This window comes from Nocardia sp. CA-119907, assembly GCF_050955995.1.
Lineage (GTDB): Bacteria > Actinomycetota > Actinomycetes > Mycobacteriales > Mycobacteriaceae > Nocardia.
Genome location: NZ_CP192091.1, coordinates 9468317 through 9490073, shown reverse-complemented (window position 1 = coordinate 9490073; position 21757 = coordinate 9468317). Strand labels below are relative to the sequence as shown.

Below are 21757 nucleotides of genomic sequence, written 5' to 3'. Positions count from 1 at the left end.
CGGGCGTCGGCCCATTACGATTTCCCTGTGTCCCCCGCAGCATCCGGTCGTCTGCGTGCGCGTGACCTCGACCGCGCAAATGCGTCCAGTGTGCTGGATGCGGCGTATGCGGAAGGGCAGCTCGGCGCAGACGAATATCGTGACCGCACGGCCAAGGCCGAGGTCGCCAGGACAATCGCCGACCTGGACCGGCTCACCAGTGATCTGCAGCTCCCTTCGGCCGTGCGCGATCTCGTACCCGGTGCGCCGACGCCGACGCGAAACCCCTTACGCCGCTCCGGGAATACGGGCCGTTATCCCGATCACACCCGAGCCCGCGACGCCGATCGCGATACGACGAGGCAGTTGCTCGACAGCGCCCGAAGTGACGGTCAGCTCACCGAGGAGGAACACCAGGCGCTCTCGGAGTTGGCCGAATCCGCGACGACGCTTGGCGACCTCGGTGACCTGGTCGATGATCTGCAGCGCCCCGATGACGCACCGGCGGCGCCGCGACCACCGCACTCGAATCGACGGCGCTGGTATCGGGCCGCTGTGTCGACCGCGGCGGTGGGCGCGGCCGTTATCGCATTCGTACTCACCAGTGGCGTGTCGGATCCCGAACCGGCACCGCGCGCCGCACCCGTTGTCGATCTCGGGTCAGTACGACCGGTCGTGGTGGCGACGCCGAATCTGCTGACTCGCGACGGCATTACCTTGTTCCTGCAGCGGTACAAGGAGAAGTTCGGCGATCTGCAGGCCGACCAGCTGACCGTATTCGATGAATACGTCCATGTGACTCGCGCGCTCCCCGGCCAACCGAATCGTCAGGCCAATTACGACTATCGCGGTGGTTTCGAGCAGTCGGGCGCGATCAGCGGGCGCAAGGCCGATAAGCCCGCCGTGGATCTCGGCGAGCTGAATATCGCGGCCATCTCCGATGTGCTCGCGAGCGCCTCGACCAGGCTGAAGGTACCCAATGGCGTGCCGACGCATATGGGCGTCGAGGTCAACGACTCGGGTTCGACCAGTTATTACGGCATCGGCAAGGACAAGTCGTATATCGAGATATACGCGGGCAATAAGTTCAATGAGTCCGGCCGCCTGCTGCTGACTCCCGCGGGCGAGGTCGTGCGGGCCTGGCCGTTCGAAGGATGACCGAATAATGGCGACAACTCGATACGGCGGCATCCGGGCCCGCGATACCGACCGCGCGGACGTCTGCGGCATGCTCGACGCGGCACTGGCCGACGGTCAGCTCACCGCGGACGAACACACGTCTCGGACCGCGAAGGCCATGTCCGCCAAGTCTTTCGGCGAGCTCGACGCGATCGTCGGCGATCTACAGATCCCGGACAATCTGGTCGACACACCCGTGGTCCGGGTGGATCGGCGTCGCCCGCGCCGGTGGCTCGCACCGCTCGCGATCATCACCGGCGCATTTGTGGTCGGCGCAATGGCGGGCGGCATAGCGAGCTGCGCAGGCGATTTCGGACCGTCCGAACATGTGCCGACCCTCACCACCGGTGCCGGCCTGGCGTACTTCATCGACGAATACCGCGCCGAGTTCGGCGACACCATTGTCGACGAGGTCACGCTGTACCCGGATTACGTGATCTTCAAGCGGCCAGCGACCGGAAACCCGACCGCCACCGCGGACGGCTACTACAACGGCAACTTCCGCAATCCGAATATCAACACCGGCCGCAAACCCGATGTCCGCACCTTCGACCTCACCACCATCGATCTCCCCGCCATCGCAGGCCTCCTGGCAGGCGCACCGACAACGATCAAGGTCCCCAACGGCGCAATAACCCACGCCTCGATCGAATTCCCCCCAGGCAGCTCATCCGACAAATCCCCGGTCGTCGAGATCTACGCCGCAGACAAAACAAACGCCTCAGGATACCTGACCGCGACGGTCAAAGGCGAGCCCATACGAGTCTCCCCACCCAGCCACTGACCCCCGATCCACGGGCTGGTAGCGGCAGACCTGAGCAGGACCGTGTGCAAGATGCGGTGCCCAGCCGCCGAGCAGTCCGATCCATGAGGGTGGGTGCCGTCTCGCACCGTTACCGCGTGCCGGTAGCAATGGGTCTGCGTGATGTGCGGTGTCCAGCCACTGGTCCAGGTCCAATCCACGTACGCGCCGTTCTAGACCACCGATTGCTGCGTCCGAGTAGTCGTGTCGACTTCCGATGGGATCTGGCGCATTTGTGCCGCTCGCAAGTTGACAGATACGAACATTCCCTCATCCCAACGACCGGGTATCGACCTAAGGTGCCCGAATGTCGGTGACATCGAGCGGTGGAGCGGCAGCGGGGCAAGTCCACCTCGGCCGATTCGTCGACAGCCCCCGCGCCGCCGAATCGAGGCCATGCTCCACATCAACGACTAGCACTTCGCCACCACAGACAAGGCACACGCCCCCATCCACGCCCCCCACATCCCCACGCCTCACGACTTCTCGAGAATGCGTTCACGCAGGGGTGCTCTCGGCGTTTGCATGGATGAGTGCATGGTGATCACTGGTCCAGGATTGTTTGCTGGAGGCCCGGGCGCTGTCGAGTGTGCTCGCGGCAGGTGCATCCCCGCCGCGCCTTCGAGAATGCGTTTACGGGCTTTCGAGGGTTGCGTTTGTGAGCGCTTGGTGGTCAGTGGTTCAGGGGGGCGCCTTGGGTGTGGAGGGCTCGGCGGACTCGGGTGAGGATTGTGTGGGGGCGGGTGCGGAGTTGGTGGGCGCTTACTCGGATTATTTGCCAGTTCTGGGCGGCGAGGTCGGCTAGGCGGTCGATGTCTTTGGCGTGCTGTTTTGGGTCGGTCCAGTGTTGGGCACCGTCGTATTCGACGGCTACTTTCCATTGCTTCCAGCCGAGATCTACTCGTGCGATGAAGGATCCATAGTTGTCGCGGACTACGATTTGGGTTTCAGGGCGTGGTAGGCCGCCGTCTATCAGTAGTAAGCGGGTGCGGGTTTCTTGGGGGGATTCGGCTCCACTGTCGACCAAGGGAAGTACTGCACGCAGTTTCGTGATGCCACGGGCGCCGCTGTGGATATCGCACAGCTCGTTGACCTGCGGTGCGGCCAAACCGGTTGCGGCACAGAGGGCGTCGAGGGTGATGAGTGCGCTCTCGCGTGGCAGCCGACGTCCGAGATCGAAGGCTGTTCGCGCGGGCGTCGTGACCCGAAAGCCTTCGATCTCACAGCACTCCACTTCGGGAATCACATCCTGCCGCAGGATGATTCCGCACGGCGCCCGCGTGCAGTCGCCCCGCGCGATCTCAGCGGGCTGGTTCGGATCCAGCCACCGCGTCCCATGCAACGCCGCAGCCGACCACCCAACCAACACCCCCTTCCCCTTCGCCCAATGCCCAGCCGCCACCGCGCGCTCAACCGCCCCGAGCACACTCCCACGCCGCGCGTAAACATCCGGGAGCAACCGCACAAACCCGCGACTCAACTCCCACCGCCCAATAAGCCCAGCCGCCACCGCCGAAGACCCACAAAACGGCCGCCCCAATACATCCCCCATACCCCCCATCCTCCCCCCAACCACCGACAACCCAAGAATGCACTGATGCAGGCCGCTCTCGCCGTTCACCTGCACCAGTACATAGTGATCACCCGCCCACGACTTCCCCACAGGGCCGGAACTCGGCATGCTCAGCCGGCGGCAGCCATGGCACCCGCTCGAGAATGCGCTGGTGCAGGGGTCTTCTCGACGTTTGCACTGCATCAGTGCATGGTGATCACCCGTCCAGGACTTCCCCATGGGGGGAGCGCGGCGTGCTCGGGTCTGTCCAGTGAACGGTGTAACTCGGTTTGATTTGGTTACTTTCGTCCAGCGGACAGGCGTCCGTCGAAGGTGATGTCGAAGGCGTTCAACGCTGCTTTCCATCGGGTGACCCAGCGTTTCTGTCCGGCGCCGGTGGGGTCGAGGGCCATGATCGCCAGGTAGACGCATTTCAGGGCGGCTTGCTCGTTGGGGAAGTGGCCGCGAGCGCGCACGGCGCGGCGGATGCGGGCGTTGACGCTTTCGATGGCGTTGGTCGAGCACACGACTCGGCGGATCTCGGTGTCGAAGGCCAGGAACGGCACGAACTCCGACCAGGAGTTCTCCCACAGTTTCACGATGGCCGGGTATTTCGTGCCCCAGGTCTCGCTGAACTCGTAGAACCGTTCCAACGCCGCGGATTCGGTGGGGGCGGTGTAGATCGGTTTCAACGCTTTGGCGATGGCGTCCCAGTGCTGGCGGGCCGCGTAGCGGAACGAGGCCCGCAGCAGATGCACCACGCAGGTCTGCACGACTGCGGCCGGCCAGACCTGCTCGATGGCCTCGGGCAAGCCTTTGAGGCCGTCGCAGACGAGCATGCACACATCTCCGGCACCACGATTACGCAGCTCGGTGAGGATCTGCAGCCAAAACTTCGCGCCCTCACCACCGTCTCCGGCCCACAACCCGAGGATGTCACGGGTGCCATCGACCGTGACCGCCAACGCAACGTAGATGGGTCGGTTGGCGACCTTGCCGTCGCGGATCTTCACATGGATCGCATCGAGGAAGATCACCGGATACACCGCATCCAGGGGACGGTTCTGCCATTCGGCCATCCCGTCGAGCACCTTGTCGGTGATTACCGAGATCGTCTGCTTGGAGACCTCGGCGCCATAGACCTCCCGCAGGTGCGCCGAGATCTCCCCATGCGTGAGCCCTTTTGCCGACAACGACAGCACCATGTTCTCCACACCGTTCAACCGGCGCTGGCGTTTACGCACGATCTGCGGCTCGAAGCTGGCATCCCGGTCACGAGGGACGTCGATCTCGACTGGACCAACGTCGGTGACCACCGTTTTCGAGCGAGTTCCATTGCGAGAGTTCGGTGTTCCACGTCCAGCCGGGTCGCCGTGGTCATAGCCCAGATGATCGGTGATCTCACCGTCGAGGGCCGACTCGACCACCATCTTCGTCAGCTGCGCCAGCAGCCCACCCTCACCAGTCAACTGCAGACCGTTGGCCCGAGCCGACGCCACCAACTGACCGACCAACTCGGCATCCACCGCCGAGGCCTTCGCGTCCTTACGCTTCGCCACCGCAGCAGTATCGACCACATCGGCCGCCACCACATCAGACATCAAGTGCCACTCCTTAATTGGGAGTTACACCGTTGTATTTACAGTCCCGCGTGCTCAGGTGGTGGTAGCCATGGCGCCCGCTCGAGAATGGGTTGGTGTGGGGGATTTCGGTGTTTGCACTGCGTCAGTGCGTGGTGATCGAACGGTCAGAAGTGCGGTTGGGGTGGGGGTTTGGGGGTCAGCTTTCGGTGCTTAGTTCGTATAGGGTTCCGTCCTTGGTGAGTTCGTATAGCTTTCCGTCTGCGTGTTCGTATAGCGGGTGGCTGTCTAGGGGGGCGCGGTCGAGTTTGAGGGGGGTGTCTTCGTGGAAGGCGGCGAGTAGGGCGGCGACTGTTGGATCGATGACTGATCGGTGGGCGTGGGGTTCAGTCATTTATGTTGCGCCCCAGTGGGGTTGGGGGGTCTGAGGGGTACATCAAGGCGGTCCAGTAGTCGTCGCGTAGGGCGTTCCATAGGTCGTTGTGGGTGGGGAGGAGTTGGCGGGCGTCGACGAGGTCTGGGGTGGTGTCGAAGAGGATGGTGCCAGGTTGGGCGTCGGGGAGTGGGGTGCGGGAGGGGAGGCGGTGGGCGGTGAAGGATTCGTGGGGGAATTGCACGCGGAGGATGCGGGCGGAATTTTGGATCAGTTGCCATACGGCGAGCTTGCGGCCATCGTGAGTTCGCGTGGTTCGCAGGGAATCTCGGCGCATCACGGCCCCTTTCCGGTGGCGATACCGAGGGAATCGTTGCCCCGGCACATGGGTGGTTCTGTGTGGTCTGCCCATTCGTGGATGGCGTTCGCGAAACGCTCGACCACTTCGGCTGGGGCGCCGCGATATTCGGCTGGCGGGCCTACGAACGGGTCTCGCTGTGGAAGCTTTCGCTTCGGCATCTGCCGACCTCCCGGACCTCGACGACGGTGAGTGCGCCCGGTCCCGGCAACCCCTGAATGTCCCTGGGGCGGAAGTGGACTGCCTGAGGGGCAAGCTGGCCGTTCTCCCTGCCTGGCGCATATTCAGCACACTCCGTTCGGCTGTTGTCGGGAAGGAGAATCTGGGAACCCAGCGAATTGCTCGATTCCCCAGGTTGTTGACCAATCGACGTGGGAGCATTTCCCCGCCTGGGAAATTCGACTGCCCTTAGGGGGAAGGCTTGTCCGAAGAGGAAGGCGGCAGCACGCTGCCGCGTCGCCAGCTCGGCCGTCATCTGCGCGAGGCGCGTGAAGCGCTCGGCATGACTCTGATCGAATCCGCGAAGCTCATGGAGTGGGGCAAGAGCAGCTTGCAGCGGCTGGAGAAGGGGCAGACGGAGAAGATTCGAACGCATGACATTCGGCTGTTGTGTGAGCAGTATCAGCTAGGCGCCGAGCGAACCTCGGATCTGATCGCGCTCGCCGAGCAAACTGCGGTGAAGTCGTGGTGGCACGACTACGGAGCGTTGATCACTCCGGCGTTCGATGTGTACATGGGGTTGGAGTCGTCAACGCGAGGGCTGACACAGTTTCAGCCATCAGCGGTTCCTGGACTGCTCCAAACTGCCGACTATTCTCGCGCGCTCGACGTTCTGTACTTCCCGAATGACTCTCCGGAAGGGATCGACCGACGTGTTGAGATACGCACCCGCCGTCAAGGGCTGCTCACTCGGAGGAACAAACCAGCGATCTACACGGCTGTGCTGCATGAGTCGGTGTTGCGCACTGTGATCGGCTCGCGCAAGGTTATGGCGGCACAGCTCCGGCATCTTGCCGACCTCAGCGCCCACCCGAATGTCGACATCCGTGTACTGCCGTTCAGGGCTGGGTTGCCGGTCGGCTTATCGACAGGGCCGTTCCTCATCCTTGATTTCGATGTCGATAAGAAGGGCAAGCCCCGAAGAACCCAGTGTGGTCTACGTCGAGAGTTTCACTGGCGGAATCTTCTTGGAGCGGTTGATCGATCTGGACAGGTACCGTGAGGCGTATGGGGTGATCCAGCGCACCGCGCTCGATTCCCAACCGAGCCGAGACTTGTTACGTGAAGGTGCGAAGGAGTACGAACGTGGGCGTTGACCTGTCCGGGGCGAAGTGGTTCAAGAGCAGCCACAGCGGTGGGGGGCAAGATTGCGTGGAGGTCGCGCACTTGGACGGGGGCATGGTCGGCGTTCGTGACTCCAATAATCCGACCGGCCCGGCGCTGGTCTTCACGCCCGGTGAGTGGGAAGCCTTCACAGCTGGCGTGCAGGATGGCGAGTTCGATCGTCACTGACCGTGCGAACACATCCCAGCACCCAGCGCTGGATGGAGCGGCAGCAGAAATTGTTTGCGATGCAAGGGAAATCTGTTGCTGGGCGAGGCGAGGAGTAAGAGTGAACGTTGACCTGTCCGAAGCCCGTTGGTTCAAGAGCAGCCGTAGCGGTGGCAGCAAGGAATGCGTGGAGGTGGCGTTCTTCGAAGCCAACATGGTCGGCGTTCGTGACTCCAAGAATCCGACCGGCCCGGCGCTGGTCTTCACACCCAGTGAGTGGGAAGCCTTTACCGCTGGGGTGGCGGACGGAGAGTTCGACCGGTCCTAGCTAGGCGCTGAGAAGCCCTGTCTCTCGTGCGTGTTTCGAGGTGGCGGGGCTTCTTTCATGTCGGATGGGTATGACCTAACCGCTTCTACCTGCGGGAACAGCTATATGTATCGCCGACGACTATGCACGTTTATATCGCTCCGATATAGTGAGAAGTCGCATCCATCGGTTAGGTCTGTACACACAGTCAGGGGGTGAAGCCCGATGCTCGAGTTGGCAATCCTCGGGCTGCTCCTCGAAGCGCCCATGCACGGGTACGAGCTGCGCAAGCGGCTGACCGGTTTGCTCGGGCCGTTTCGGGCCTTCTCCTACGGGTCGCTCTATCCGACGCTGCGGCGCATGCAGACGGATGGGCTGATCGCGGAGGAGAACGTCGCGGGCGTCACCCGTCGCGCGCGACGGGTCTATCAACTGACTCCGGCCGGGCGCGAGCGTTTCACCGAACTGCTCGCCGATACCGGACCGCAGAACTACACCGACGACGGCTTCGGCGTCCACCTGGCGTTTTTCAGCCGTACCCCCGCGGAAGCGCGGATGCGGATTCTGGAGGGCAGGCGACGGCAGGTCGAGGAGCGCCGAGAGGGTCTGCGGGAGGCGATCAAGAAGGCCAGTGGCTCGCTGGATCGCTATACCCGCCAACTTCACCAGCTCGGTCTGGAATCAAGCGAGCGCGAAGTGCGCTGGCTCAACGAGTTGATTGCGGCGGAGCAATCGACGAAGGCGGCACCACAGAAAGAGGGAAATATCGGCCATGAGTGAAGACAAGAAGGCTGAAAACGCCACCGAAGTCCGCGTCGCCATCGTCGGCGTGGGTAACTGCGCTTCCTCGCTGGTCCAGGGCGTGCAGTACTACAAGGACGCGGACGAGACCTCGACCGTGCCCGGTCTGATGCACGTCAAGTTCGGCCCGTACCACGTTCGCGACGTCAAGTTCGTCGCCGCGTTCGATGTCGACGCCAAGAAGGTCGGCTTCGACCTGGCCGAGGCGATCTTCGCCAGCGAGAACAACACCATCAAGATCTCCGACGTGCCGCCGAGCGACGTTGTCGTGCAGCGTGGTCCGACGCTGGACGGTATCGGCAAGTACTACGCCGAGACCATCGAGCTGTCCGAGGCCGCGCCGGTCGACGTGGTCAAGGTGCTGAAGGACCACAAGGTCGACGTCCTGGTCTCCTACCTGCCCGTCGGCTCGGAAGAGGCGGACAAGTTCTACGCCCAGTGCGCCATCGATGCCAATGTGGCCTTCGTCAACGCGCTGCCGGTATTCATCGCCTCCGATCCGGTGTGGGCCGAAAAGTTCACCAAGGCAGGCGTTCCCATCGTCGGTGACGACATCAAGAGCCAGGTCGGCGCGACCATCACCCACCGCGTGATGGCCAAGCTGTTCGAGGACCGCGGTGTGCAGCTCGACCGCACCATGCAGCTCAATGTCGGCGGCAATATGGACTTCAAGAACATGCTCGAGCGCGAGCGGCTGGAGTCGAAGAAGATCTCCAAGACCCAGGCCGTCACCAGCAACCTGAAGAAGGAACTGGGCGCCAACGATGTGCACATCGGCCCGTCCGATCACGTCGGCTGGCTCGACGACCGCAAGTGGGCCTACGTCCGGCTCGAGGGTCGCGCCTTCGGCGATGTGCCGCTGAACCTGGAGTACAAGCTCGAGGTCTGGGACTCGCCGAACTCGGCGGGCATCATCATCGACGCGGTGCGCGCCGCGAAGATCGCCAAGGACCGCGGCATCGGCGGCCCCGTCCTCCCGGCCTCGGCCTACCTGATGAAGTCCCCGCCCAAGCAGCTGGCCGACGATATCGCCCGCGCGCAGCTGGAAGCGTTCATCATCGGAGCTGAGTAGTCACCTCACACGAAAGCCGGGCCGGAGCAACTCTCCGGCCCGGCTTTTGCGGTATCCAGGGCCCGGTAGCAGATCACTCCAAATGGTGGCTCGACAGACCCGACTTCTGAACGCACTGACGTCGGGGATCGGGCAAGCCGAAGTTGTCGGGCAGAGTGGTGTAGCAGCTCGCTGATCTGTAGTGAGTGGGAACGTCCGAGGGCCGAGCCACGGAATTCCGTAAGCCCGGCCCTCTTTCGATTCCGTTGCTCGACTGGTTCGGATTTCGTTGCTCGGCCGCTCCGGACTCGGTCGCTCGGCTCGTCCGGACTTGCTCGGCCCGTCCAGACTTGCTCGGCCCGTCCAGACTTGCTCGGCCCGTCCAGACTTGCTCGGCCCGTCCAGACTTGCTCGGCCCGTCCAGACTTGCTCGGCCCGTCCAGACTTGCTCGACCCGTCCAGACTTGCTCGACCCGTCCAGACTTGCTCGACCCGTCCAGACTCCGTCCCTCGGCTGCCCAGACGAACCTGCGCACCCCCGAAAACTCAGTCCAACGAGACGTACACCTCTACCGATGTCGGCCCCGTATAGCGCTCGAGTTCCGCGGTGTGCGAGCGGGTGATGGTGCCGGCGCTTTCCGCCTTGCGGACCTGCGCCCATGCGGTGCGCAGCAGGTCGTAGGGCTTATCGGAGACAACGAATTTCGCGTAGCGGCCGGAGGGGATGCGGGTCAGCACGTCACCGGCGTCCATATCGTCCATCTCGGCGACCTCGTAGCCGAGGACGGCGACGGCGTGATCGTTCTGTCCGATATAGGCCGCCACGCGCGGCACGTTCTTCTCGCGCGCCAGGTATCGGTCCCAGGTGAAATTCACCAGGTCCAGGTCGCGGGCCGTCACCTCGCGTCCGGCCAGCGGGACGGTGAGTCCGGCGACCAGGCTTTCGTCCAATGTGACAATTTCGAAGTCCACAGCTGTTCCTACCCGTCGACCGGTTCTTCTGCCAGCGCCACGAAAACCTCCGCGGTGCGCGCGTCCGGATAATGTTCCACGTCACCGGTATACGAGCGCACGAAGCGTCCGGCGGCCTCGGCATCCCACACCGCGCGCCAGATGGTCACGATGGTGTCGCCGAGGTTGTCGCCGCTGAGGATGAACCGCGCGAACCGGCCGGCGGGCACCCGGGCCAGCACGTCACCGGGGAGCAGGTCCGCGAGGGTGTGGCAGCGGTAGCCGACGATATGGGTCAGATACGAGTTGATCTCCGGCGCGTGGTCGACGTATGCGGTCGTCGGCGGCCCGGGCAGGGTGCGTGCCAGATTGCGCTTCCACGCCTCCTCCACCTTCGCGCGCCGCGGCCCCTCGACCGCGAGCGCCGGGCTGCGAAGCACTGTGCCCGCCACGAGCGTCTCGGGACGGTCAACGACATTGAAATCCACCGGCGTAGCCCCTATGTCTAGTCTGTCTCCATCTGGCGGCGCTCCGGGCCCATCGCGCCGCTGTATTCGATCGGCGGCGTTCGCGGTGCCCGATCGCGCACGCTGCCTCGTGCGGGCCCGCCGCTCACGCCGCCGTGTCGTCGCTTGTGCGCATATCCTCTCTCATCGATCTTGGGGCGTCGGCGTCGGCCTGGTTTCGGTCCTCGGCGTACCGCGCTCCAAGTTGGCGCCGATGCCGATCACCCTGCACTATGGCCAACGATGTTGCCACGTCATGCGTTCCCATGGCCCCGGTAAACGAACATTCATAGCGAATCGGTCACCCCGGGACCGGAATGCTCAATCCGGGGAAGATTTCGACTTCCTTAGGCTGCTGCGGTGCGGGTGGGATCACGATGACCGGTGCGGTCGAGGTGGTGGACGGCGGGTTCAGGATGTCGTAGCCGCCGCTGGAGGGTTTGCCCGTATTCGGCTGGCTGCCGAGCGGTGCGGGCACCGGGAATTGCTCGATCGGCGTGCCGTCGAGTGCGCCGTCCATCACCTGCTTCCAGATATCGGCGGGCAGGCCGGAGCCGTAGATATCCGCGCCGCGCGCGGTGCGGATCGGCTCGGGCTGTTCGGTGCCGACCCAGACCGCGGTGGACAGCGACGGCGTGAAGCCGATCATCCACGCGTCCTTGTTCTGGTCGGTGTCGCCGAGTTGGGTGGTGCCGGTTTTGGCGGCGGAGGGCCGACCGTCGGACAGGCCGTGTCCGTTCGAATACGCGGCGATCGGAATCATCGCCCCGGCGGTGTTGTCGGCGATGACGCGCGGGATGCGCTGCTGACCCGGTGGGAGCTGCTTGCCGACCTGCTGATCGGGTGCGCCCCGGTCGAGCAGCACCCGGCCGTCGCCCGCGACCACCCGCTGCACGAAGTACGGCTGGTGGTAGACACCGGAATTCGCGATCGTGGCATAGGCCGAGGCCATATCGATCGGGCGAACCAGATACTGGCCCAACACGATTCCATTGAGCGGCCGTCCGCCTTCCTCGGTCAGCGCCTTACCGGCGACGCCGGGAATCTCCTCCGGTATCCCGGCCTGGTGTGCGGCATCGGCGATCGCCTTCGGCCCGTCGAACATCGACATGGTCAGCCGGTAGAAGCTGGTGTTCAGTGAGCGTTTCAGCGCCTCGGACATCGAGCACTTACCGCACGATTCGCCCTCCACGTTGGTGATCCTGGTGCCGCGATCGGTCACCGGTGAACTGTCCAGCACGCGGCTGAGCGGAATGTTCTGCTGCAGCGCCGCGATCACCGCGAAAACCTTGAACGCGGAGCCGGTCTGCAGCGGTGCCTGCGCGAAATCGAAGCCGATGCCATCGGATCCGCCGTAGTAGGCGCGCACCGCGCCGGAGCGCGGGTCGATCGAAACCACCGCGCCGCGCAATTCGGGCGGCTGCGGGTCGAGCCGATCGCGGATCGCGCCGAGCGCGGCCTGCTGGGCCTTGGCGTCGATGGTGGTGGTGATCCGCAATGCGCCGGTATTCAGTTCCCGCTCGCTGATGCCTGCGGCGCGCAATTCCCGCAGCACCTGGGTGCGGATCAGCCCCTCGGGGCCGCGGGCCTCGTTGACATCCGGGATCTCGTTTATCGGGACGATCTGCGGGAACACCGTCGCATCGCGGTCGCCGGGGGCGAGCGCACCCATCTCGACCATGCCGTCGAGCACGTACTTCCAGCGCGCCGTCAGATCCGCCAGATGGGTTTCCGGATCGAGGATCGACGGGGTGCGGATGACCGCCGCCAGCACCGCGCCCTCGGCGAGGGTCAACTCCGGCGCTGGCTTGTTGAAATACGCTTTCGCCGCTGCTGAGATGCCGTAGGAGCCGCGGCCGTAGTAGATGGTGTTGAGGTAGGCGGCGAGGATATCGTCCTTGCTCCACTGCCGCGCCATCTTCGCGGCGATGATCAGCTCGCGCATCTTCCTGGTCAGGGTGCGTTCGGAGCCGAGGAAGGCATTCTTCACATACTGCTGGGTAATGGTGGAGCCGCCGCCCGCGTCCTCCTTGCCGAGGATGTTGTCGCGGGCGGCGCGTAGGAAGGCGTAGGTCGAGTAGCCGGGATTGGTGTAGAAGTTGCGGTCCTCGGCCGAGAGCACCGCAGCGCGCACCGGTTTCGGCACATCGGATAGCGGTATCGGAACCCGATTGCCATCGGGCGGAACGACCTTCGCGATCACGGTGGTCTCGTCGGCGGCGAGGATGGTGGCGATCTGGTTGGTCTGCACCGAATCGGGATCCGGAATCTCGGCGCTCCAGTAGACGAGCACGAACAGCAGTGACGGCACCGCGACGAAGGTGATGAACAGCGCGAGCACCAGTCGTCTGAAGCGTTCGGCGCGGGTGCGCCGAGGTTTGTCGGTCGGCGTGGACAACGGTGCGCGCAGCGACTTCTCGGGTCTGTTCCTGCGCCCTGCCGTGTCGGTGCGGTGCTCGTTGAACCCGGCAACTGATGCATACGGTGCCGATACCGATTTGCTCCGGCGGCCGCTGCCGCGTTTTCGCCGCTTGCCGAACGAGCTCACGATCATCTCCTTCCGGAGCGTCGGTAAAACTCACCTGCACTGATACGACCGGAAATCGGGACTTCTGCGGGTGCAAACCTTTCCACGCTGAAGTGACCCGGGATGCTACCACTCTAAGGTGCCGTCACCGGGCGGGGTTCGTATCGCAGTTGTGAGCTAGCTCTTCACGCCGCCTGCGGTGAGGCCGGAGATGATGCGGCGCTGGAACAGCAGCACCATGATGACCAGCGGGATCGTGACCATCGTGCCCGCCGCCATGATCGCGGCGTAGGGCTGCACGAGCGGGTTGTTACCGGAGAAGCGGGCGATCGCGACGGTCACCGGTTCGGTCCGGTCGCTGGAGAGCAGCCGGGCCAGCAGGTATTCGTTGACCGAGGCGATGAAGGCCAGGATCGCGGTGGTGAAGACCGCTGGCGCGGCCAGCGGCAGCATGACCAGTCGGAACGCCTGCATCTTGGTCGCGCCATCGATGCGCGCGGCTTCTTCGAGTTCCCAGGGCAATTCGGCGAAGAACGAGGCCAGGATGTAGACGGTCATCGGCAGCACGAACGAAATGTTCGGGATGATCATCGCCTGGTATTCACCGATCCAGCCGAGATTGGTGAACAGCTGGAACAGCGGGGTGACCAGCACGACGACCGGGAACATCGACGCGGACAGGATCAGTCCGGAGACCAGGTACTTGCCCTTGAAGGTCAGCCGTGCCAGCGCGTACGCGGCGAGGACGCCGAGCACCAGCGCGGCCGCCGTCGTCACCGCGCCGATGATGACGCTATTGGTCAGCGCCTTGCCGAAATCGTTGCCGCGGCTGGTGTCGAAGGCATTGCGGAAGTTCTCGAGCGTGACGTGGGTGGGCCACGGAGTGTTGTCGAAGGTGTAGTCCGGATCGCGGAATGCCGTGACGGCCATCCAGTAGAACGGGGCCAGGCCCCATACCAGCACGATCAGCGCACCCAGGTACAGCCGCACCGGACCCAGTCGCTTGGTCCAAGGTGTAGGTGCCGCATTCTTCTGGGCCGCAGGCTCTTTGGTGATCACCGTGGTCATCAGTGCGCCTCCCGCTGTTCTTCCTGGGTCCGAACGGCATTGGCGCCCAAGACCTTGACCAGCAGGAACGCCACCGCGAAGATCAGCAGGAAGGTGATCGTCGAGAGGGCGGCCGCACTATTGGGGCCCTGGCGAACCTGTTCGACCACCAGCGCCGAAATCGGGCGGGTGGCCGGGTTGCCCAGTGTCATGATCGCGGGCAGATCGTAGAGGCGCAGTCCGTCCATCGTGCGGAACAGCACCGCGACCAGCAGCGCGGGCTTGAGCAGCGGCAGGGTGATCTGGGTGAAGCGCTGCCAGGCCGATGCGCCGTCGACCCGCGCGGCCTCGTACACATCGGCCGGGATCACCTGCAGACCGGCCAGCAGCAGCAATGCCATGAACGGCGTGGTCTTCCAGACATCGGCGGCGATCACCGCGAACCGCGCGGGCCAGGCCTCCGAGGTCCAGAGGATGTGCGTGCCGAAGATCCGGTTCACCACACCGTCGTACTGGAACATGAACTCCCACAACCGGGCGGTGACCGCGGTCGGAATCGCCCACGGCACCAGCACCGCGGCGCGCAGCAGGGCGCGGCCCTTGAAGGTCTTGCCCATCACCATGGCCATGCCGAGGCCCAGGGTCGCCTCCAGGGTCACCGTGATCACCGTGAAGAACAGCGTCACACCGATGGCCAGCCAGAACTGCGAGCCGAGGTTGCCGGTCGGGCAGGAGACCGTCTCGCCGGCCGCCTGACACTGCTGCAGCAGCCAGTGCGTGTAGTTGGAGAATCCGGCGCTGCCGCCCTCGACGAACATGCCGGTCGCCGGGTCGAGCCCGGCGTCCTTCTGGAATGACATGTACAGCGCGCGAAAGACCGGATAGCCGACGACCACCGCGAGGGTGATCAGCACGGGCGTGACGAATAGCCACGCCTTACCGGAACGTCGCAGCTCCAACGCCAATGTTCCACCGAATCCGCGCTTGCTCGGCACGGGAGTGGCCGTTCCCGAAGGATCCGACACCGTTTCTACTCTCCTACAAGGTGGTCGGGTCCGCTGCTCTTCAGCCTACGATCCGGCTGTCTCGATGCCCTTTTGCATACCGGTGATCGCGTCGTCGACGGACTTGGTTCCGTTCAACGCAGCATAAGCGTTGTCCTGGATGGCCTTCGACACCGCCGGGTAGAACGGGGTGACCGGACGCGGCACCGCGTTGGCGATCGAATCCTTGAGCGCGGGCAGGTAGGGCATCTTCGCGATGAGCGCCGGATCGTCGTACATCGACGCGCGCACCGACGGCAGCGCACCGGCCGCGACGATGTGCTGCGCGTCCTCGCTGATCAGGTAGCGCAGGAAGTCCAGCGCGGTGGCCTTGTTCTTCGAGAAGGCGCTGATGGCCGCGTTGTAGCCGCCCAGCGTCGAAGCGCCGACGCCGTTCTCACCGGGCAGCGGTGCGACCCCGAACTTGTCCTTGACCGCAGAGGATTCCGAACCGGCGTCACCGAAGGTGGACGGCCAGTTGCGCATGAACAGCAATTTGCCGGTATTGAAGGCGTTGGCGCTCTCCGGCTCCTTGAAGGTGATGGCTTCCTTCGGGATATCACCGTTGCGGTACGCGTCGACCAGCACCTTCAGTCCGGCGCGCGCCTGCGGGGTATTGACGGTCGGGGTCTTGCCGTCCGCGCCGACGAAGGTGCCGCCGTAGGCGTTGATCGCCTCGGCGGCGTTCACCGTCAGGCCCTCGTACGGTGCGAGTTGGCCTGCGTAGCAGCCGATGTTGTTCTGCTTGGCGATCGGGCACTGCGCCAGCATCTCGCTCCAGGTCTTGGGCGGATTCGGCACCAGGTCCTTGCGGTAGAACAGCAAGCCGCCGTTGGTGTTTCGCGGTGCGGCGTAGAGGGTGTTGTTGTAGGTGGCGCTCGCGACCGTCGGGGAGAGCAGGGCGGAGGTGTCGATCTTGAAGGTGTCCTTCAGCGGCTGGATCCAGCCCTTCGCGGCGAATTCCGCGGTCCACGGCACGTCGAGGGCGACCACGTCGTAGGTGGACTGCTTGGAACGCATGTGCTCGACCAGGTCGTCGTACTGCTGCGAGGCGTCGTTGGACTGCTCTTTGAACGTCACCTGCTCATCCGGGTGCGAGGCGTTCCAGCGCTCGATCAACTGCTTGACCGCGCCGGTCTCGGTGGTGTCCTTGCCCTCGACGTAGGTGATCGGGCCGCGACCGGTGAGGTTCTGGCTGGACGGGTTACCACCGTTATCGCTCGAGCAGGCACTGGTGAACGTCGCCATGAGCAGCGCCGCTGAGGCGGCGGCCACTGTCGCTCGAGGTACGAGCGATGAACGTAGGGACGACACCTTCTTCAAAGCCATCGCGAACACTCCAAGGTCGAGACGTGAGCAGCAGCACACCCTGCCGGTGCACAAGGCAAGATACATGGTTGTTATATGTGACGCAGCGATTGCGCCCGTAAGCGGGCCGGGTACGACGTCACGGTTCCACTGTCGTACCAGCTCGTTAGGCTGACCGTGATGACTTCGCCGAATGCGGTTCCCGACCGGATGCTGACCCGGATCGGTGGGTTGCTGCGCCAAGCCGAATCGACCGATAACGAGCACGAGGCCGAGGCGTTTCTCGCCGCGGCCCAGCGGTTGGCGACCAGGTCCTCGATCGATCTCGCGGTGGCCCGCGCGCATATCGCCGGACGTGAGCGCAGGCCGACCCCGGTGCAGCGGATGATTCCGATCGGCGAACCGGGCAAGAAGGGGCTGCGCACGTATGTGCAGCTGTTCGTGGCGATCGCCGCGGCCAATGATGTGCGCTGCGATGTTGCGCGCACCTCGACCCAGGTCTACGCGTACGGCTTCGATTCCGATATCGATGCGTGTGAAGCCCTCTACACGAGTCTGCTGGTGCAGATGGTGCGCGCGTCGGATCAGTACATCAAGTCGGGCCGATACCGTTCGGCCACTGTGGAAAAGATCGTCACCGAGAAACGCTGGGGCCGCCAGGTGCAGCGCCGGATCCAGGCCCCGGTCGCCCCGGTGACCGCCCGCCTGAACTTCCAGATGGCCTTCGCCGCCCGAATCGGCCGCCGCTTGGCCGAGGTGAAGGCGGAGGTCGAGGCCGAGGTGGTCCCGGCCACCGCCGCCGCCGGTACCGCACTTGCCCTGCGCAATAAGGAGATCGAACTCACCGATTTCTACCGACGGACCTCGGACGCCCGCGGCACCTGGCGCGGGCCACAGGCATCGACCGGGCATTCGGCGGCGGCGCGGCGGGAGGGTGATCGTGCTGGGCGGGCTGCGCGGTTGGGGACGTCTGCGGAGTTGGGGGCTGCGCGTGGGGAATTGCCTGGGGGTGGGTCGAGGTGAGTGAGTCGGGGGCGGTTGCGTGCCGCGCGGTCGAGTCATTTCCGAACTGGTGTCCGTTCGGGTGGTACGGGATCAGCTGTCTCGGTGAACGGATAAGCTGGGTGCGGTGAGTGCGCGAGATGGCCAGCGCGCCAAGGTGTATGACGCTGAGCAGTTGGTGCGGGGGGTGTTCGATCGGGCGGATGAGTTCGGCAACCGCACGGTAGAGATCTACGGTTCGCATCTCACGTTGCCGATCGAGCGTCGTTTCGCGTCGGTTGAGTCGGTGCAGGTCTACGCCGATAAAGTGCTGAATCTCAACTGGGTTCGGGCGGAATGGGAGCGAGCCGCCACGCCGGTGCGAGTCCGATCGCGCGCCGGAACTGCCGCTGCCCACTACGAGGCCGCGGAGGCGGTGCTCGCGGTCCCTCTCCACACCGGCGCGACCGCATGGGCGCTACGCGAGCTGGTGATCCTCCACGAACTCGCCCACCATCTCGAACCAGCGGCGGCATCCGTCGCCCCGCACGGCCCCGAATTCTGCACCCGCTACCTCGAACTCGTCGACGGCATAATCGGCCCCGAAGCGGGCCTGGTCCTGCGCTCGTCCATGCTCAGCTGCGGTGTCCGCCTGAACTGACGCCTGTCATGCCTCATGTGAGTTTCGCGCAGCGCCGCTTCGGTGGTGCGGCTGGGACGTCCGTCTCCGCTGAGTCCGGCGCGCTGCCGAATTCGCGTTCCTCGTCCGTTCGGGTGCGCGCTACGTCGGCGGTGCCGTGCCGACATGCGGCGCGGGTCGGCGAGGCGAGAGAAAAGGCGGTTCGAATGTGTCGGCAGCCGTTTCGATGGCCTCGATCACCGGGGCGGGGGAAGTGCGCGGACTCGGGTTAGGCGGTCTTCCCACCAGCGGGTTCGTGCTGGGTCGGGGTGGCGGTAGCGCTCCAGTAGAGCCGCGTCGGGGGTCGGGGGAGTTTTCGGGACGGGCAGGTAGCCGTTGACCGGGCGGAGGGAGTCGGCGACGAGGTCGCCGTCGAGGAGGGACAGAGTGCCCAGGCCGCAGGCGAATTCGAGGTCGGGCAGAGTGGCCGCGAGGGCTAGTTGGGCGGCCAAGCCGATACTGGTTTCGAGGGCCGAGGACACCACGCAGGGCAGTCCGGCGGCCTCGGCGACCCGGAGTGCGCGGCGCACGCCGCCCAACGGTGTGCATTTGAGTACCGCGATATCGGCGGCCCCGGCCACCGCGACGCGCAGCGGATCCTCGGCGCGGCGGATGGATTCGTCGGCGGCGATCCGCACATCGACCCGCCGCCGCACCGCCGCCAGCTCCTCGATGGTGCGGCACGGTTGCTCGACGTACTCCAAACCGCCTGCGGCACGGTCGATCTGCTCGATATGCGCGACAGCGGTATCGACATCCCAGACCGCATTGGCATCCACGCGCACGAATCCATCCGGCCCCAGCGCATCCCGCACCGCCTCGACCCGCGCCAGATCCTCGTGCAGCGAATCGGCGTGGTCGGCGACCTTCACCTTCGCCGTCCGGCACCCGGATCCGGCCACGATCGCATGCGCCCGCTCCGGATCAACCGCTGGCACCGTGCAATTGATCGGAATTCGTTCGCGCACCGGCTCCGGCCACCCGACCGTCACCTGCTCGACGGCAGTCGCCAGCCACCCCGCCGCCTCCCGATCGTCGTACTCGGGGAACGGACAGAACTCCCCCCACCCCAGCGGCCCCCTGATCAACATCCCCTCGCGCACCGTAATGCCGCGGAACCTGGTCCGCATCGGAATGGCGTATACGAAGGTATCGGTCATCACCCTGCAGCCTAGAGGCCATCGACACCGCCGGTTGGATGGCATAAGGCGAACAAGCCGACCGCGATCGCGAGGAACGTCAGCCGCGGGACCGATCGCGCAGTGATCTGTGGTGGATCGGTGGGGGCGGCTGTTCGGTGCGGCAGAGGGTGTGTGCTCGGATCGGAGCCGTCATGCTGGAGGTATGGGATCGGGGCCTTGGGGGGCGCGGGTGGCGAATGCTGTCCGGGCGGTGCTCGGGTCGGTTATTGCGGTCGGGTTTGCCTGGGTGGTGGCTTCTTTCGTGCCGCTGTACGAATTCCTTGGGCGGGGGGCGGATCCGGGTGGGGGTGTGCGGTATCTGCCGGTGGCGTATTGCGTTGCGTGGGTTGGTATCGCGCTTTCGGTGGTGGTGGTCGGGGTTATGGTGGTCGAGAGGATTCGGTACCGTCGGCGGATCGCGTGGGTGCCATTGGTTGCGGTGCCGTTGGTAGCCGAGTCGTGGTTGCTCGGGTTTCTGCTCGCGGTGGTGTTGGTTTCGATGTGAGTGTTCGGCCGGGTGCCGGTGATTCGAGCCGGGCACCGACCGCGTCACAGCCGGCCTTGAACTTCTGAACCGCCGCGAATGCGCATCGCACGGGGTGCCCGGTTCGATCTGAGTTCGGCTGGAATTCTGGTGCTTCGAGTCGGGCACCGAGCGATCGGCACAGCCCGCCGCGGACTTCCGGCCCGCCGCGAATGAACACCGCACGCGGTGTGCCGGGTTCGAATTGAGTTCGGCCGGTTGAACTTGCCGCGAGCCGGACACCCCGCATGCGGGGTGCCCGGCTCGCAGCGGGACGCCGTGCTCAGAGACGTTCGAGGATGGTGGCGTTCGCCAGACCGCCTGCCTCGCACATGGTTTGCAGGCCGTAGCGGGCGCCGCGCTCCTGCATGGCGTGGACCAGGGTGGTCATCAGGCGGGCGCCGGAGGCGCCGAGCGGATGTCCGATGGCGATGGCGCCGCCATTGACGTTCACCCGGGACAGATCCGCCTCGGTGTCGTGGGCCCATGCCAGCACCACCGGCGAGAACGCCTCGTTGATCTCGACCAGATCGATATCGGAGAGTTGCAAACCGGCGCGCTGCAGTACCTTTCGCGTGGCGGGGATTACCGCGGTCAGCATGAGCAGCGGATCGTCACCGGCCACCGCGAAGCTGCGCAGTCGGGCCAGCGGCTTCAGGCCGAGCTCCTTGGCGCGTTCGCTGGTCATGATCAGCACCGCGGCACTGCCGTCGCTGACCTGGCTCGCGGTCGCCGCGGTGATCTGCCAGCCGATTTCCGGGAAGCGCGCGGCCATGGCCTCGTCGTAGTAGGCGGGGCGCAGTGTGCCGAGGGTCTCCAGGGTGCTGCCGACCCGGATGCCCTCGTCGGTTTCCAGTCCGGCGATCGGTGCGAGCTGATGGGTGAACGAGCCGTTCTTCGTCGCCAGCGCGGCCTTTTCGTGGCTGCCGAGGGCGAATTCGTCGAGCTGGGCGCGGGTCAGCCCCCAGCGCGCCGCGATCAGTTCGGCGCTGATGCCCTGCGGCACCAAACCCTCCGGGTAGCGCTCGGCGAAGCCGACACCGGAGATGTCCTCGGACCCGATCAGGTTGGCGCCCATCGGAATCCGGCCCATCGACTCGACACCCGCCGCGACCACGATGTCGTACGCACCGGCGATCACGCCCTGTGCGGCGAAATGAATGGCCTGCTGGCTGCTGCCGCACTGGCGATCGACCGTGGTCGCGGGAACGGATTCCGGATAGCCCGCGGCCAGCGCGGCGCGCCGGGTCATATTGGCGCCCTGCTCGCCGACCTGGGTGACGATGCCGCCGATCACATCGTCGATGAGCGCCGGATCGATGCCGCTGCGGTCGACGACCGCGCGCAGGCTGTGCGCCAGCAGGTCCACCGCGTTGACGTTATGCAGCGCCCCGTTCGGCTTGCCCTTGCCGATCGGTGTGCGTACCGCTTCGACAATCACCGCGTCTCTCATGGTGGTTCCTTTCGAACCGCGAGCCGGACTCCTTCGTCTGGCTCTATTGGCTTATAGTCAGGTTAACGCCTGGGTATAGTCGACT

At 64.9% G+C, this 21757-nt stretch carries 23 protein-coding genes; 12 read left to right on the top strand and 11 right to left on the bottom strand.

What is annotated here, in order from left to right; translation table 11 throughout:
- Nucleotides 1–27 precede the first annotated feature (27 nt).
- Both ACQP2D_RS42635 and ACQP2D_RS42630 read left to right on the top strand, forming a co-directional pair.
- The gene (locus ACQP2D_RS42635; protein WP_433681542.1) at nucleotides 28–1137 is read left to right on the top strand and encodes a DUF1707 domain-containing protein; all 1110 of its coding nucleotides are present in this window, start codon (nucleotides 28–30) and stop codon (nucleotides 1135–1137) included.
- 7 nt (nucleotides 1138–1144) lie between these two features.
- Entirely contained in the window at nucleotides 1145–1942 is a 798-nt protein-coding gene (locus ACQP2D_RS42630) for a DUF1707 SHOCT-like domain-containing protein (protein WP_433681541.1), read from the top strand.
- A 691-nt stretch (nucleotides 1943–2633) separates the two neighbouring features.
- Here the strand turns inward: ACQP2D_RS42630 and ACQP2D_RS42625 are convergent.
- The 3 genes from ACQP2D_RS42625 to ACQP2D_RS42615 all read right to left on the bottom strand — a co-directional run bounded on the left by ACQP2D_RS42625 (nucleotide 2634) and on the right by ACQP2D_RS42615 (nucleotide 5709).
- A complete protein-coding gene (locus ACQP2D_RS42625; protein ID WP_433685941.1) occupies nucleotides 2634–3512 on the bottom strand; it encodes a DUF559 domain-containing protein in 879 nt (292 codons plus the stop codon).
- Nucleotides 3513–3811: 299 nt separating this feature from the next.
- Nucleotides 3812–5113, bottom strand: coding sequence for an IS256 family transposase (locus ACQP2D_RS42620; RefSeq protein ID WP_433678047.1), 1302 nt, complete (start codon nucleotides 5111–5113; stop codon nucleotides 3812–3814).
- Nucleotides 5114–5478: 365 nt separating this feature from the next.
- Nucleotides 5479–5709, bottom strand: a complete 231-nt coding sequence (locus ACQP2D_RS42615; protein ID WP_433681540.1) for a hypothetical protein — start codon at nucleotides 5707–5709, stop codon at nucleotides 5479–5481.
- Between the two features lie 155 nt (nucleotides 5710–5864).
- Here ACQP2D_RS42615 and ACQP2D_RS42610 point away from each other — a divergent pair, with 155 nt between their 5' ends.
- The 7 genes from ACQP2D_RS42610 to ACQP2D_RS42580 all read left to right on the top strand — a co-directional run bounded on the left by ACQP2D_RS42610 (nucleotide 5865) and on the right by ACQP2D_RS42580 (nucleotide 9494).
- Complete coding sequence (locus ACQP2D_RS42610) at nucleotides 5865–6041, top strand: hypothetical protein (RefSeq protein ID WP_433681539.1); 177 nt, start codon at nucleotides 5865–5867, stop codon at nucleotides 6039–6041.
- Nucleotides 6042–6244: 203 nt separating this feature from the next.
- Entirely contained in the window at nucleotides 6245–7045 is an 801-nt protein-coding gene (locus ACQP2D_RS42605; RefSeq protein WP_433681538.1) for a helix-turn-helix domain-containing protein, read from the top strand.
- A complete protein-coding gene (locus ACQP2D_RS42600; protein ID WP_433681537.1) occupies nucleotides 6975–7139 on the top strand; it encodes a Scr1 family TA system antitoxin-like transcriptional regulator in 165 nt (54 codons plus the stop codon). Before ACQP2D_RS42605 ends, ACQP2D_RS42600 begins: the two co-directional genes overlap by 71 nt.
- Nucleotides 7129–7335, top strand: coding sequence for a DUF397 domain-containing protein (locus ACQP2D_RS42595; RefSeq protein WP_433681536.1), 207 nt, complete (start codon nucleotides 7129–7131; stop codon nucleotides 7333–7335). The genes ACQP2D_RS42600 and ACQP2D_RS42595 overlap by 11 nt, the downstream gene beginning before the upstream one ends.
- Nucleotides 7336–7435: 100 nt before the next feature.
- Complete coding sequence (locus ACQP2D_RS42590; protein ID WP_433681535.1) at nucleotides 7436–7642, top strand: DUF397 domain-containing protein; 207 nt, start codon at nucleotides 7436–7438, stop codon at nucleotides 7640–7642.
- A 204-nt stretch (nucleotides 7643–7846) separates the two neighbouring features.
- Complete coding sequence (locus tag ACQP2D_RS42585; RefSeq protein WP_040697429.1) at nucleotides 7847–8401, top strand: PadR family transcriptional regulator; 555 nt, start codon at nucleotides 7847–7849, stop codon at nucleotides 8399–8401.
- Nucleotides 8394–9494: an inositol-3-phosphate synthase gene (locus tag ACQP2D_RS42580; RefSeq protein WP_433681534.1), complete on the top strand. Its 1101-nt coding sequence runs from the start codon at nucleotides 8394–8396 to the stop codon at nucleotides 9492–9494. The genes ACQP2D_RS42585 and ACQP2D_RS42580 overlap by 8 nt, the downstream gene beginning before the upstream one ends.
- 525 nt (nucleotides 9495–10019) lie before the next feature.
- Here ACQP2D_RS42580 and ACQP2D_RS42575 read toward each other — a convergent pair.
- The 6 genes from ACQP2D_RS42575 to ACQP2D_RS42550 all read right to left on the bottom strand — a co-directional run bounded on the left by ACQP2D_RS42575 (nucleotide 10020) and on the right by ACQP2D_RS42550 (nucleotide 16876).
- A complete protein-coding gene (locus ACQP2D_RS42575) occupies nucleotides 10020–10445 on the bottom strand; it encodes a GyrI-like domain-containing protein (RefSeq protein ID WP_354959338.1) in 426 nt (141 codons plus the stop codon).
- Nucleotides 10446–10453: 8 nt separating this feature from the next.
- Nucleotides 10454–10912 carry an effector binding domain-containing protein gene (locus tag ACQP2D_RS42570; RefSeq protein ID WP_433681533.1) on the bottom strand — a complete coding sequence of 153 codons (459 nt, stop codon included), beginning with the start codon at nucleotides 10910–10912 and terminating at the stop codon, nucleotides 10454–10456.
- Between the two features lie 319 nt (nucleotides 10913–11231).
- Nucleotides 11232–13484: a transglycosylase domain-containing protein gene (locus tag ACQP2D_RS42565; RefSeq protein WP_433681532.1), complete on the bottom strand. Its 2253-nt coding sequence runs from the start codon at nucleotides 13482–13484 to the stop codon at nucleotides 11232–11234.
- Nucleotides 13485–13634: 150 nt separating this feature from the next.
- Nucleotides 13635–14525 (bottom strand): carbohydrate ABC transporter permease, encoded by an 891-nt coding sequence (locus tag ACQP2D_RS42560; RefSeq protein WP_433681531.1) that lies wholly within the window; start codon nucleotides 14523–14525, stop codon nucleotides 13635–13637.
- Nucleotides 14525–15529, bottom strand: coding sequence for a carbohydrate ABC transporter permease (locus ACQP2D_RS42555; protein ID WP_433681530.1), 1005 nt, complete (start codon nucleotides 15527–15529; stop codon nucleotides 14525–14527). Before ACQP2D_RS42555 ends, ACQP2D_RS42560 begins: the two co-directional genes overlap by 1 nt.
- A gap of 45 nt (nucleotides 15530–15574) precedes the next feature.
- Nucleotides 15575–16876 (bottom strand): ABC transporter substrate-binding protein, encoded by a 1302-nt coding sequence (locus ACQP2D_RS42550; protein ID WP_433681529.1) that lies wholly within the window; start codon nucleotides 16874–16876, stop codon nucleotides 15575–15577.
- A gap of 159 nt (nucleotides 16877–17035) precedes the next feature.
- Between ACQP2D_RS42550 and ACQP2D_RS42545 the strand changes: the two genes are divergently transcribed.
- The gene (locus ACQP2D_RS42545; protein ID WP_433681528.1) at nucleotides 17036–17878 is read left to right on the top strand and encodes a DUF2786 domain-containing protein; all 843 of its coding nucleotides are present in this window, start codon (nucleotides 17036–17038) and stop codon (nucleotides 17876–17878) included.
- Nucleotides 17879–17984: 106 nt separating this feature from the next.
- Complete coding sequence (locus tag ACQP2D_RS42540) at nucleotides 17985–18497, top strand: TIGR04338 family metallohydrolase (RefSeq protein WP_433681527.1); 513 nt, start codon at nucleotides 17985–17987, stop codon at nucleotides 18495–18497.
- Between the two features lie 215 nt (nucleotides 18498–18712).
- Here the strand turns inward: ACQP2D_RS42540 and ACQP2D_RS42535 are convergent, their stop codons facing one another.
- Nucleotides 18713–19675: an o-succinylbenzoate synthase gene (locus tag ACQP2D_RS42535; RefSeq protein WP_433681526.1), complete on the bottom strand. Its 963-nt coding sequence runs from the start codon at nucleotides 19673–19675 to the stop codon at nucleotides 18713–18715.
- A gap of 211 nt (nucleotides 19676–19886) precedes the next feature.
- On the opposite strand from ACQP2D_RS42535, the gene ACQP2D_RS42530 reads away from it, so the two are divergent.
- Nucleotides 19887–20201: a hypothetical protein gene (locus ACQP2D_RS42530; protein WP_433681525.1), complete on the top strand. Its 315-nt coding sequence runs from the start codon at nucleotides 19887–19889 to the stop codon at nucleotides 20199–20201.
- A 301-nt stretch (nucleotides 20202–20502) separates the two neighbouring features.
- Here the strand turns inward: ACQP2D_RS42530 and ACQP2D_RS42525 are convergent, their stop codons facing one another.
- The gene (locus ACQP2D_RS42525) at nucleotides 20503–21672 is read right to left on the bottom strand and encodes a thiolase family protein (protein ID WP_433681524.1); all 1170 of its coding nucleotides are present in this window, start codon (nucleotides 21670–21672) and stop codon (nucleotides 20503–20505) included.
- Nucleotides 21673–21757: the final 85 nt, after the last annotated feature.